Consider the following 12,775-nt stretch of genomic DNA (forward strand, 5'->3'; position numbering starts at 1 on the left):
CAAGCTCACTCCTCGCGCTCACGGTGCTGGCCTTTCGTTCGCGACTGCGGGGCTCCGCTGCGCTGCACTCCTCGCGCTCACTGGGCCTCCCCGGCACGTAGGTGCGCGGCGGTGAGTCGTCGCCGCACGCTCACCGACACCGCGGCGCTGAACGCCAGGGCCAGGGCCAGCAGTCCGATGCCGGTACCCAGCACCGGCACCCAGTCGACGCTCAGCAGCGGCGGCGGATCGGGGCGGTCCGCCGACGGGGTGAGGATGACGAGCGGGGCCATTGTCGCCGCCACACCCACGCCCACGGCCAACCCCACCAGCACACCCATGCCGGCGAGGAACGACTGCTCGGCCAGCAGCGACCGGGCCACCAGGCGGTGACCCGCGCCGAGGGTGTGCAGCACGGCCAGTTCCCCGGCCCGGCGCCGCGCCGTGGCACTGACGTCCACGGCCACCCCCACCGCGGCCAGCAGCACCGCCGCGAGGGCGGCGACGAAGAGGGCACCGCGGGCGCCCACGCCGAACGGGTCGCGAGCCAACTGGTCGGCGACGTCCCGGCGATCCAGCACGGTCAGACCGTCGAGCGCGGCGGCTGCCCCGGCCACCTGCGCCGCCGCCCCGGGCTGGGCGGCCACCCACCACTCCTGCGGTGAGCGGACGATGCCGTGTTCGTGGAACAGCCGGGTCCGCAACGACGGCAGGTCGACAAGCAACGCGGCGTCCTCGACGTCACCGGGCAGAGCCGTGGCCCGGTCGACCATGACGACATCGACCTCGGCGCCGCCCAGGAACAGCCTGGTCTGCGCCCCGACGTCGACGTGCAGCGCGTCCAGCGCCGCCGCGGTGGCGACCACCGGCACCGGGTTCGTTCCGGCCGGCCGGGTGACGGCCAGCTGCACCGGCGTGTCCGGGGCATTCCAGCTCACCGGCATGTCACGTGCGTAGCGGCCGGACAGGGTGGCACCGGAGCCGGTGGACGCGGTGGCGGTTCCCGCGCGGTCGACCACCTGCCACGGTCCGTCCGCGCCCAGATCGACCGGGGTGCCGGTGCTGGTGTCCGGGCTGGCCCGCAGGTCCGACAACCGCCAGTCGAGGCTCAGCCGGGGGCCACCGCGGGTCTCGGTGGTGAAGCCGGCCAGCCGCCACGGCCCGTCGCCGGCTGGCAATTCGACGGAGAACCGTAGCGGCTGACCGTCCCAGCCGGTCGAGCCCAGGACCACCCGGCGGTGTTCGCCCCGGGCGTCGCTGAGCACGACCTCATGGCGGATGGGCCCACCCGTGCCGACGTCGACGACGCCGCGGGTACGCAGCTGACCGGTCAGTCGTCGGGTGCCGGTCGGCAACACCGTCGCCGGTGCCGGCACCCGCGCTTCCGCGAGGCCGCCGAGCAGCCGACCGGTGGATCCGCCGGCCAGGTCGGACCGCAACCGCAACACCCCGTCCGCGGCACCGGCGTCCACCGCCATCATGGTCGCCGGTTCGGCGCCGGCGCCGAGCCGCACCGGCTCCCGCCAGGCGGGCAGGACCGCCCGGGTACCCGGCAGGTCGGCGAGTTGGTCGGCGCGGCCGTCCGGGGCGGCACCGGTGGTCTCGGTCAGCCGCAGGTCGGCGCCGACCCGGTGGGCGGCCTGGTCGTCGAGGGACCGTTGCGCTGTCCCGGCGAGGGACCAGGCCAGGGTGCCGACCGCCACGGCGAGGGCGAGCAGCAGCACCGGCCCGGCGTGCGGGCGCCGGCCGGCCTGCCAGGTGCCGAGCATCACGGCGGTCCACGGCCGGCGGTCCACCCAGCGTTCCGTCAGCCGCACCAGCGGCGGCAGCAGCCGCAGTGCGAGCACCGCCCCGGCCAGCACACCGAGCGTCGGCGCGGCCGCCAGCAGCGGATCGACGCCCAGCTCACCGCCCCGGGAGCGGGACAGCGGGGACGAGTATCTGCTCAACTGGTACCAGCTGAGCAGGGCCAGGCCGACGAGCAGGACGTCCAGGCTGGCCCGCTGCACCATGCCTCGCCGGTTCGGTCGGGACCGGCTGGCCAGGTCGGCGACGTAACTGTCGCCGCGGCGCAGGCTCGGGCCGATCATCGCGGCCGCGCAGCCGGCGGCCGCGAGCCCGGCCACCAGCCACACCGTCGGGTCCGCCCGGTCCGGTCGTAGTGAGACGGCGGCGAGTCCGGGCAGCCGGTCGGCCAGCCCGAGCAGCTCCACGACGAGCGGTGGGGCGAGGACCACGGCCGGCAGCACGACCAGGGTGGCCTCCCTTGCGGTCAGCCCGGCCACCTGCCAACGGGCGGCGCCCCGGGCCCGCAGCAGCGCGGTCTCACCCCGGCGGTGCTCGGTGAGCAGGATCGCCACGAGCAGCAGCGCGTACCCGCCGAGCACCACCACCAGCAGCATCGGCGTGACCAGGGCGGACCGGCCGACGAGGGTGGCCTGGCGTAGTCGTTGCACCAGGTCCACCAGGTCACCGCTGACCACCGCGGAGTCACCGAGGCCGGCGGCGGCCGAACTGCTCGTGGTGATGCGGGCGGCGGCGTCGGCGAGCCGGTCCAGGGCGGTCGGACCGATCCCGGTCAGGTCGGGTTCGACAAGCCAGCCGGCGGAGGCGTTGGCCAGGAAGTGGGTGGCGAAGTCGTCCCGGGACACCGTCATCGGGCCGTAGGTGGCCGCCTGCGACAGCGAACCGGTGCTCGTCTCCGGCGCCAGCCGCCAGTACGCGGCGTCCGGGTCCACGGGGCTGAACACGCCCGTCACGACGACCTCGGTGACCCGCCCGGTGAGCCCGTCGGTGATCGGGATGCGGTCGCCGACCCCCACCCGCAGCGTCGTCGCGGCGGCCTCGCCGATCGCGGTCTGCACCGGATCGGCCCCGGTACGCGGCCACGTGCCGGAGGTCAACCGGGCGTGCGCGGGCAGATCGTCGAGGAACATCACCGACGCGTAGGTGACTCCGCTGCGGTCGGCGACAGCCTCACCGGTGTCACCGCGCAACTGCCGACCAGCCGCGTACCCGGCGGCGCTGACCCGGGCCGGCAGACCGGCCAGGTCGGCTTCGACCCGCTGCCGCAACGCGCCGTCCAGGTCGCGCAGCGCCGCATCGGTACGTCCGGCGGACGCGCGGACCAGGACCGACCGTTCCTCGGCGGTGGCCGCCGCCAGCACGTTGCGGGTGCCGGAGTCGACGACGTCGCGGTTGTACGCGGCCAGACCGGTGAGCGCGACGGTGGCCACCAGCGCCGCCCCGGCGGCGGCCAGCAGCAGACCCCTGGTGGCTCGGGCACGCCGCAACGCGAACCTCATCTGTGGTGTACCCCCGCCGGTTCGCGGGCCGGTGCGGCCCCTGGTTGGTGCTCCCGTCATGCACCAGAAGGGGCCGGGGTCGGGGAAAGGTTCGCAGCGGTCATCGTTTCGTTATGCGGGGCGCGGGCTCAGGTTCCGGTGGCGGCGCTGCCGGGACCGAGGTCACCGGCGCGGTGGTGCCGGCGGCAGAGCACCTGGTACCGCACGTCGGCGGTGTCGGCGGTGTCGCCGATGACGACCTGTGCGCCCTCGCGGGCCACCCGCCCGTCGGCGACGCGGGCGTTGAGCAGCCCCTCGCGTCCGCACCAGCAGAGCACCTCGACCTGGATCCGGGCCACCGAGTCGGCCAGTTCGAACAGCCGCCGCGCCGCCGGGAACAGGCTGGAGCGGAAGTCGGTGGCCAGGCCGAAGGCATACACGTCGACGTCGTAGCTGTCGACCAGGTCGGCCATCTGCTCCACGTGCTCGACGGCGTAGAAGCTGGCCTCGTCACAGATCAGGTAGTCCACCCGCACCCCGTCGGCCCAGGCGTCCCGGACCAGGGTGCGCAGGTCCAGCTCGTCGGTCACCTCGACGGCCTCGTGGGCCAACCCGATGCGGGTGGTCACCTGCGGGCCGAGTGAGCGGTCGATGCGGGTGGTGACCAGCCCTCGACGTCCCTGCCGGGCATGGTTGTAGTTCATCTGCAACGCCATCGTGGACTTGCCGCAGTCCATCGGCCCCCAGAAGAACCGCAGCGCGGCGGCGTGCGCCGGTCGTCCGTCGACGCCACGGGCGGCGACACACCCGGCCGGGTTGTCGGCCGCACCGGGCAGGGTCGGGCGGGCCAGGCAGGTCGGTACGGCGTCGTCGGTCGTCACGGACCGGCAGCCTAGTGCGCGGTGAGGCGGGCCCGCGCGGTTGCCCCGACCGGGGTGTCGATCATCGCACCGCCGCCGGGATCAGAGCACCCGCGGCGGGGTGTTGCCGGCGGCGATGATGGCCCGCCGGATCGGCACCGCCGCCAGCAGCAGGAACCCGACCACGAAGAAGATCAGCAGGGAGACCAGGCCGACGCGGTAGGAGTTGGTGAGCTGGAACACCAGACCGAACGCGAGGGGGCCGAGCCAGCTGGTGCCCTTGTCGCTGATCTCGTAGAAGCCGTAGTACTCGCCCTCCTTGCCAGCGGGGATCAGCTGGCTGAACAGCGACCGGCTCAGCGCCTGGCTGCCACCGAGGACCAGACCGATGGCCGCGCCGAGCACCATGAACGGCAGCGGCGCCTCGGCGGGCAGCCGGAACGCCGCGACGATCACCCCGGTCCAGAGCACCAGGCTGAGCAGGACTGTCTTCCAGGCCCCGATCCGCCCGGCCAGGGCACCCAGCCCCAACGCGCCCCCGAAGGCCAGGAACTGCACCAGCAGGATCGTCACGATCAGGGTGCTCTGTCCCAGCCGCAGCTCCTCGGTGCCGTACTGGCTGGCCAGGGTGATGACGGTCTGGATGCCGTCGTTGTAGACCAGGAACGCCAGCAGGAAGAACAACGTCAGCGGGTACGCCTTGATCTCCCGCAGGGTGCGGCCGAGTTGCCGGAACCCGTCGGTGAGCACGTTGCCGCGGCCGGCGGCGGCCAGCGCGGCGGCGGTGGGATGCTCCCGCAGCCAGCGCAGCGGCACCAGGGTGAACGCCGCCCACCACAGCCCGGCCGAGACGATCGACCAGCGGGCCAGGTCCAGGGTGCGCTCGGCGGTGCCGTTGCCGAACGACTGCACGGCGACCAGGTTCAACGCCAGCAGCACGCCGCCACCCAGGTAGCCCAGCGCCCAACCCCGGCTGGAGATGGCGTCGCGCTCGTCCGGACCGCCCAGTTGCGGCAGGAACGAGTTGTACACCACGATCGCCGCGCCGAAGCTGATGTTGGCGATGACGAACAGCGCCCCGCCGAGCAGGTACCGGTCCCCGGTGACGAAGAGCATCCCGATGGTCGCCGCGGCACCGGTGAACGCGGTGGCCGCCAGCAGCCGCTTCTTGTGCAGCGACCGGTCGGCGATGGCGCCGATCACCGGCAGCACGAAGACCGTCAGCAGCACCGACAGCGAGATCAGGTACGGGTAGTAGGAGCCGGCGGCCACCTTGATCCCCAGCGGGTACACGTACCCGACGCACTCGTCGGCGCCGAGTTCGCATCCGGCGGCGACCTCGGCGACGCTGGTCAGGAACGGCCCGAGGAAGACCGTGATGACGGTGGTCTGGAAGGCCGAGTTCGCCCAGTCGTAGAAGTACCAGCCGGTGCGCTCGCGGCGGGTGCTCCTGGGCGGTGGCGCGTCCTGCGCCGCCGGGGTGACCGTCTCGGCCATGGGGGTCCTCCGCCCAGGTGTTCAGGCGGCCCAGTGGCCGCGGCTGCGGTAGACGTCGCGCAGCACGCCGACGTGGTCGGTCATGATGCCATCAACCCCAAGATCAAGTATCTCGTGCATCTCGGCAGGTTCGTCGATCGTCCAGACGTGCACCTGCAGACCGAGCCGGTGAGCCGTCCGTAGGAACCGGCGGTCGACCACCGGCACCCGGCCGTAGCGCACCGGCACCTGTGCGGCCACCACCGACGGCGGCAACCGCAGCGGCCGGCCGGTCCACGAGGCCCACCGCAGCCGGGCCACCCCGCGTACCCCGAGACTGGTGGCGACCCGCCCGCCGGTCAGCGCCCGCAGCCGGGTCAGCCGGGCGTCGCTGAACGAGGCCAGCAGCACTCGGTCTATGGCGCCGGCCCGGTCGACGGTGGTCACCGTCGGGGTCACGCCGGCGTCGGACTTGACGTCGATGTTGAACCGCACCTGCGGCCACGCGTCGAGCACCTCGTCGAGGCGGGGCACCACAGCGGAGCCGCCGACCCGCACCGTCGCCAGGTCCGCCCAGCGCATCGCGCTCACCCGGCCACGCTGCCCGGTGACCCGTTCCAGGGTGTCGTCGTGGAACACCACGGCCACCCCGTCGGCGGTGCCGTGCACGTCGGTCTCGACGTACCGGTAGCCGAGTTCGACCGCCCGGGCGAAGGCCGCCACGGTGTTCTCGTCGCCGTCGGCGGCGCCGCCGCGGTGGGCGAAGGCCAGCGGCGCGGGCGCGTCGAGGTAGGGGTGCGCGGTCGTGGGCACGCGGCGCAGTATGCCTGGCCCGGGTGACCGCGCGGTGGCGGGCCGGCGGCACGCCGGGTGCGTCTCGTCGTCCACGCCCCAACCGGTACCCGTTGGTGACTGCCGGATGCCGGACAGTAACCTTCCCCGCTTGGTCGGCACCGGTGACGATGCCCGGGTGATGGCGTGGACGAACCCCGTACCGCGACGCGACGACCCGCCCTCGACGCCGGCGGCGCTGACTATCCGCCCGGTGCATCCGCTGCCCGGACGCGTCGCGCCGCCGCGCCGCCCGGCGACCCGCGGCCTCCCGACCGGGTTCGGGGCGCTGCTGGTCACCACGCTGGTCGCCGGCAGCCCCTGGGGAGACGAGCTGCTGCGGGAGCTGAGGGTCAACCTGCCCCGCGTCGACGGCCCGGCCGGCATCGTCACGACCGTGGTCGACGCGCTGCTGCTGGGGCTGTCGTGGCTGCGGTGGGGCGGCCCGGACACACTGTCCAGCTACCACCTCGCCCGCACTGCCCAGGTGGCGCTGTTCGTCGTGATCGTGCTGGTGATGCTGCGCAGGCTGGCCGCCGGGGGCACGCCGCCTGGGGCGTACCGGTTCCTCGGCACGCTCGGTGCGACGGTCCTGGCGGCGGCGCTCGCCACGGTTGGCGGTGCCCTGGCGCACCTGGCCGTCGACAGCGGCGTCTACGTCGGGTCGGAGATTCGTGCGGAACTGCTCAACGAACTGGTACGGGCCCTGCTGTGCGGCTTCGTCGTCGGCCTGCTGCTGGCGGCGGTGCCGGCACGGCGGCACCGGTCTCGACCGGCCGTTCCCGGTCTGGGAGGCGACTGACATGGTGATCCGGCAGGGCACCCCCGAGGCCTCGACGGAGGGCCCGGCGGACGCCACCAGCGAGGCGACCCGCTACCTGTGCGTGGCGGCGCACACCGACGACACGTTCGCCGACTCGGCCCTGTCCGAGGTCTTCGACGACGAGCTGCGGGCGGTGGCGCCCTCGGTCGGCTTCGACCTGACCACCGTGCTGCGGCACTGCCTTGAGGCACGCCAGCGGCGTATCCGTCGCGACGCCGGCCTGATCATCGCCGGAGGTATGGCCCTGCTGCTGGCGCCGCTGTGGACGCTGCTGGTAGCGGCGGTGCTGGCGATCGTCATGTCGCTCACCCGGACCAACCGGCAGGGCCCGCTCGGTCCACTCGTCTCGGTGCTGGCCCTCGTGGCGGCCACAGTGGTGTCGGTGTGGCTGCTGGTGCAGTTCGTCGGGATCGACACCGGCGAGGGGGAGAGCACGCTCAGCTGGACGGTGGGCCTGCCGTGGCTGGCGCTGGTGGCCGGCCTGGTCGCGTACCTCATCCTCGTGCTGCACCTGTTCGGCACTCGGCAACTGCTGGTGGAGCGGCTACGGCGCGGGCACTTCCAACCTGCGGCCTCCGGCACCAGCCCGGTGCCGCAGCGCTACGCCGCACGCCTGGCGGCTGTCGACACGGCGCAGCACGGCAACGTGACGATCTACAGCGGGTACACCCCGTTCGTCGGGCATGGCGCCCCGGTGGCCGGCTGGTCGTTCGCCCTGCCGATCCACCGGGCCGAGCCGCAGCTGTCCGGATCGTCGGGCGCCGACGCCGACGTACGGTTCGCCGTGGTGGACCTGATCGACCATGTACGGCGCCGGCTGGCGGCGATCCGGCTCGACCCGGCCGGCGATCCGGAGCTGAATCCGGAACGGCTCGCCGGGCTGGTGCTGGAGGACCGGGTCTTCGTGCACGGCGGTCTGCTGAGCGACGATCCGCAGCTGCTGCCCGACCGCGGCCGGATGCCCCGGCAGCGCTGGTCCGACGAGCGGCTGCGGGCGGTGGCCAGCCGGCCGCAGGGCGCCGCCCGGCACTTCCTGTGCGCCCTGGTTCCGTCCTGGGGCGGTGAGGTGGTGGCCTGCACGTTCCTGCACTTCTCCACCGATGGTCGGGTGCTCTACCTGGAGTGCGCCCGGACCTTGCTGGAACCGCCGCGCATCGAGTACCACGACGTGGACCGGTTGACCGAGTGGCTCCCGGTGCGCCAGTTCGTCCAGTTGTTCACCGGCGCCGCCGAGCAGTTGGTACGTACCGCCCTCGGCGCGCCGGTGCGCCTGGTACGCGACGGCGTCCGGGTGGTGCGTCACCAGATCCGGCAGGCGCGGTCGCGCCGGATGGCCCGTGAGGACCTCGGCTACGACTACGGCGCCCGAGCCGGCGTACGGGAGCTGGCCACCGGCATCACCTACCACAACTACTTCCAGGTGCTCGACGCCGCGAAACATCTCAAGGTGGTCGAGCGGCACGTGCTGGCCGCCATCGTCGACTTCCTGGAGGACAGGGGTGTGGACACCGCCGAGTTCCGCACCCGGCAGACGATGATCCTCAACCAGGGTGTGATCCAGACCGGCGGCCTCAGCGTCGTCGGTAACCAGGCGGTCGGTGCCGGGGCGCGAGCGGAACAGCAGAGCACCACAGAGCAGCCGTCGCCGCAGGGCACGAGCCGTCGAGCCGGCACCGGGAGGCCGTCATGACCACGTCCGACAACTCGATCAACTTCGGTGTCCAGCAGTCGGGTGGGGTGAGCCAGGTCGGCAACCAGGCAGTGGGACCGGGAGCACACGCCGTCGGTGGGGGACTGTGGGCCACCGCACCGGGGGTGGACCTGCCGGCCCTGATCACGCAACTGGTGCAGACCCTCGACCGGCATCGTGACGAGTTGCCGGAGCCGGCTCGGGCGGTTGCCGCGGAACTGCGGGTCCAGCTGGCGCGGCCGGTTCCGGAGCCGGCCCGGGTCACGGCGCTGTTGCAGCGCCTGGCGGCGCTGGCCGCGCCGGTGGCACCGGTGGCCTCGGCCGTGACGGAGGTGTTGCGGGCGGTGCAGCAGGCGACCTGAGCCCGGGAAACCCACGCCGCCCGGCGCGCGCCCGGGGTTTGCGGCGAGCGCTCAGCCGGCGGTGGGACGACGCCGGTGTACGCGCCGAGGTCGACCGGACGGCCGGGGTCGACGTGGCGGGGCCGGTCGGGTTCGTCCGGCCGCAGCGGGGCGAGGGTGTCGGTGATCGCGTCGATGATCCGGTCGGTGGCCCGTCGGGCCGCGCCCGGCGTGCCAAGGGTCAGGTCGGTCAGCTCCACCGGGTCGCCGAAGTGCACCCGGACCGTCGGGCGACGGACCAGCGCGCGGACGATGCCGCCGAGCAGACCCTTGGGGGTCTGGTAGGGCAGCACCTCGTGGGATCCCCACTGGGCGACCGGCACGACGGGCGCACCGCAGGCCAGGGCGAGACGGGCGGCGCCGGTCTTGCCGCGTTCGGGCCACATGCCCGGGTCCAGGCCGATGCGTCCCTCCGGGTAGACCAGGATCGGCGCGCCGGCGGCCACCGCGGCGGCGGCGTCGTCCAAGGCCCGGTGTACGCCGCTGGTGCCCCGGTCGACGCGGATGTGCCCGGCGCGGCGCATCGCGACGCCGATCAGCGGGGCCCGGAACAGCCCGCCGGTGGCCATGATCCTGGGTGCCACCCGGCGGGCCCGGCAGGCCGCGGCGAGCACGATCGGGTCGAACGGGCTGATGTGGTTGGCGGCCAGGATCAGCGGTCCGCCGCGCAGCCGGGCCGGTATGTCGCCGGTGACCCGCAGCCGGGCCAGCATCCCGACGACGAGGCGCGCCAGCAGCAACGCGACGCGCCAGATCAGCGGCGGACGCCAGGGGGAGTGGGCTGCTTCCATCAGCGGGACATGATCGCACGGGGAACCGACGACGCGGCGCCCAGGGCGGGTCCTACGGCAGGAGTGAGCAGGGTCATTGGTCCCGGTCCGGTTCGGGCCACCCGCCCCTGCCGATCCGTGTACGACGCGCAGTAGTATTTACTACGTCTTGTAGTATGACTGGCTGGGGGTCGCAGGTGGACGCGTTGGACGTCGCCCGCTGGCAGTTCGGTGTCACCACCGTCTACCACTTTCTCTTCGTACCGCTGACCATCGGCCTGTCCGTCCTGGTCGCCATCCTGCAGACCCTCTGGCACCGCACCGGAGACGAGAAGTACCTCAAGCTCACCAAGTTCTACGGCAAACTCTTTCTGATCAACTTCGCCATGGGCGTCGTCACCGGCATCGTGCAGGAGTTCCAGTTCGGCATGAACTGGAGCGACTACTCCCGCTTCGTCGGCGACATCTTCGGCGCCCCCCTGGCCATCGAGGCCCTCGTCGCGTTCTTCCTCGAATCCACCTTCATCGGCTTGTGGATCTTCGGCTGGGACCGGCTGCCCAAACGCCTGCACCTGGCCAGCATCTGGGCCGCCGCCATCGGCACCAACCTGTCTGCGTACTTCATCCTCGCCGCGAACTCGTTCATGCAGAACCCGGTCGGCTACCGCTACAACCCGGACACCGGACGGGCCGAGCTGACCGACTTCGTCGCCGTGCTGACCAACAAGGTCGCCCTGATCACCTTCCCGCACACCATCGCCGGCGCCTTCCTGGTCGCCGGATCGCTGCTGGTGGCCGTCGCCCTGTGGCACCTGATCCGCAACCGCGACAGCGCCGACACCCCCGCCTACCGCTTCGCCGCCCGCTTCGGCGCCTGGGTCACCCTGGCCAGCGCCACCCTCGTCGTCATCACCGGCGACATCCAAGGCAAGATCATGACGCAGGTGCAGCCGATGAAGATGGCCGCCGCCGAGGGCCTCTACACCACCGAGAGCCCCGCCTCGTTCTCCGTCCTGACCATCGGCAGCCTCGACGGCAGCCGGGAACTGTTCGCCCTCAAGATCCCGTACCTGCTGTCCTACCTCGGCACCGGCGACCCCAACGGCACCGTGCAGGGCATCAACGACCTCCAGGCCCTCTACAGCGCCCAGTACGGCGCCGGCAGCTACACCCCGATCATCCCGGTCACCTACTGGAGCTTCCGACTCATGATCGGCTTCGGGCTCGCCGCCGCCGCCATCGCCCTGCTGGTGCTCTGGACCCAACGAAAGGGCCGCACCGTCCCGAACAGCAAGTGGCTGCTGCGCGCCGGCCTGGCCATGCCGATCCTGCCGCTGCTGGCCAACTCCTTCGGCTGGATCTTCACCGAGATGGGCCGCCAACCCTGGATCGTCTTCGGCGAGATGCTCACCCGTGACGGCGTGTCCCGCAGCGTCTCCCTGACCGAGGTGCTCACCTCCTTCACCGCCTTCACCCTCATCTACGCCGTCCTCGCCGTCATCGAGGTGAAACTGCTGATCCGCTACGCCAAGGCCGGCGTACCCGAGGTCACCCCGGCCCCCGAACCCGACGACACCGACGACGCCGAGCGTCCGCTCGCCTTCGCCTACTGAGCCCGGAGCCCCATCGTGGAACTGACCACCATCTGGTTTCTCCTCGTCGCCGTGCTGTTCACCGGCTACTTCATCCTCGAAGGCTTCGACTTCGGCGTCGGCATGCTGCTGCCCGTGCTCGGCCGCGACGACAAGGAACGCCGCGTCATGATCAACACGATCGGGCCGGTCTGGGACGGCAACGAGGTCTGGCTGATCACCGCCGGAGGCGCCATGTTCGCCGCCTTCCCCGAGTGGTACGCCACCCTCTTCTCCGGCTTCTACCTGCCGCTGCTGCTCATCCTGCTGGCCCTGATCGCCCGCGGCGTGGCCTTCGAGTACCGCCACAAGCGCCCCGAGGCCTCCTGGAAACGCCGCTGGGACAAGGCCATCTTCTTCGGCTCGCTCGTTCCGGCGATTCTGTGGGGCGTGGCGTTCGCCAACATCCTGCGCGGCGTACCGCTGGACGCCGACCACGAGTACGTCGGCGGCCTGCTCAACCTGCTCAACCCGTACGCCCTGCTCGGCGGCGCGACCACCGCGGCGCTGTTCGCCACCCACGGCGCCGTCTTCGTCGCCCTCAAGACCGTCGGCGACATCCGCGGCCGGGCCGCCGCGCTCGCCGTGCGCCTGGGCATCGCCGCCGCGGTCCTCGCGGTGGCCTTCCTGAGCTGGACCCTGACCATCCGCTCCAGCACGGCCGCCGTCGTGCTCGCCGTCGCCGCCGCGCTCGCCCTGCTCGGCGGTCTCGCCGCGGCTCTGGTACGCCGCGAGGGCTGGGCCTTCACCGGCACCGCCACGGCGATCGGGCTGGCCGTGGCCACCCTGTTCGCCGCCCTGTTCCCGAACGTGCTGCCTTCCACGCTCGATCCCGCCGGCACGCTCACCGCCACCAACGCCGCCTCCACCCCGTACACCCTGACGATCATGACCTGGGTGGCGGTGTTCTTCACCCCGATCGTGCTGGCCTACCAGGGCTGGACGTACTGGGTGTTCCGCAAGCGCATCGGCGTGACCCACATCCCGCAGCACTGATCGGGCGGCGGGCGGGAATCCGGAAAGCCCGGGC

At 72.5% G+C, this 12,775-nt stretch carries 9 protein-coding genes and 1 pseudogene; 5 read left to right on the top strand and 5 right to left on the bottom strand.

What is annotated here, in order from left to right; translation table 11 throughout:
- Positions 1-77: 77 nt before the first annotated feature.
- The 4 genes from ENC19_RS26980 to ENC19_RS26995 form a co-directional block, all read right to left on the bottom strand.
- Positions 78-3,284, bottom strand: coding sequence for an ABC transporter permease (locus ENC19_RS26980; RefSeq protein WP_164449868.1), 3,207 nt, complete (start codon positions 3,282-3,284; stop codon positions 78-80).
- Positions 3,285-3,412: 128 nt separating this feature from the next.
- A complete protein-coding gene (locus ENC19_RS26985) occupies positions 3,413-4,114 on the bottom strand; it encodes a thymidine kinase (RefSeq protein ID WP_408058117.1) in 702 nt (233 codons plus the stop codon).
- A 111-nt stretch (positions 4,115-4,225) separates the two neighbouring features.
- Positions 4,226-5,620, bottom strand: a complete 1,395-nt coding sequence (locus ENC19_RS26990) for an MFS transporter (protein ID WP_164449870.1) — start codon at positions 5,618-5,620, stop codon at positions 4,226-4,228.
- 21 nt (positions 5,621-5,641) lie between these two features.
- Positions 5,642-6,412 carry a glycerophosphodiester phosphodiesterase gene (locus ENC19_RS26995; RefSeq protein ID WP_164449871.1) on the bottom strand — a complete coding sequence of 257 codons (771 nt, stop codon included), beginning with the start codon at positions 6,410-6,412 and terminating at the stop codon, positions 5,642-5,644.
- Positions 6,413-6,542: 130 nt separating this feature from the next.
- On the opposite strand from ENC19_RS26995, the gene ENC19_RS27000 reads away from it, so the two are divergent.
- The 3 genes from ENC19_RS27000 to ENC19_RS27010 are packed head-to-tail and all read left to right on the top strand — an operon-like array spanning position 6,543 to position 9,305.
- Positions 6,543-7,232 (top strand): hypothetical protein, encoded by a 690-nt coding sequence (locus ENC19_RS27000; RefSeq protein WP_164449872.1) that lies wholly within the window; start codon positions 6,543-6,545, stop codon positions 7,230-7,232.
- Between the two features lies 1 nt (position 7,233).
- Positions 7,234-8,943, top strand: a complete 1,710-nt coding sequence (locus ENC19_RS27005) for a hypothetical protein (protein WP_164449873.1) — start codon at positions 7,234-7,236, stop codon at positions 8,941-8,943.
- The gene (locus ENC19_RS27010) at positions 8,940-9,305 is read left to right on the top strand and encodes a hypothetical protein (protein WP_164449874.1); all 366 of its coding nucleotides are present in this window, start codon (positions 8,940-8,942) and stop codon (positions 9,303-9,305) included. Before ENC19_RS27005 ends, ENC19_RS27010 begins: the two co-directional genes overlap by 4 nt.
- Before the next feature lie 51 nt (positions 9,306-9,356).
- Here the strand turns inward: ENC19_RS27010 and ENC19_RS27015 are convergent.
- Positions 9,357-10,135: pseudogene (locus tag ENC19_RS27015) on the bottom strand (lysophospholipid acyltransferase family protein).
- Between the two features lie 176 nt (positions 10,136-10,311).
- Here ENC19_RS27015 and ENC19_RS27020 point away from each other — a divergent pair.
- Positions 10,312-11,727 (top strand): cytochrome ubiquinol oxidase subunit I, encoded by a 1,416-nt coding sequence (locus ENC19_RS27020; RefSeq protein WP_216592347.1) that lies wholly within the window; start codon positions 10,312-10,314, stop codon positions 11,725-11,727.
- Positions 11,728-11,742: 15 nt separating this feature from the next.
- Entirely contained in the window at positions 11,743-12,741 is a 999-nt protein-coding gene (cydB, locus tag ENC19_RS27025) for a cytochrome d ubiquinol oxidase subunit II (protein ID WP_164449876.1), read from the top strand.
- The last annotated feature ends 34 nt before the right edge of the window (positions 12,742-12,775 follow it).

The organism is Verrucosispora sioxanthis (assembly GCF_010560025.1).
Lineage (GTDB): Bacteria > Actinomycetota > Actinomycetes > Mycobacteriales > Micromonosporaceae > Micromonospora > Micromonospora palythoicola.

Excerpts from the sequence above, each read along its gene's own strand:
- ENC19_RS26980 (WP_164449868.1), bottom strand. The coding sequence starts at position 3,284 with ATGAGGTTCGCGTTGCGGCGTGCCCGAGCCACCAGGGGTCTGCTGCTG.
- ENC19_RS26990 (WP_164449870.1), bottom strand. The coding sequence starts at position 5,620 with ATGGCCGAGACGGTCACCCCGGCGGCGCAGGACGCGCCACCGCCCAGG.
- ENC19_RS27005 (WP_164449873.1), top strand. The coding sequence starts at position 7,234 with ATGGTGATCCGGCAGGGCACCCCCGAGGCCTCGACGGAGGGCCCGGCG.
- ENC19_RS27010 (WP_164449874.1), top strand. The coding sequence starts at position 8,940 with ATGACCACGTCCGACAACTCGATCAACTTCGGTGTCCAGCAGTCGGGT.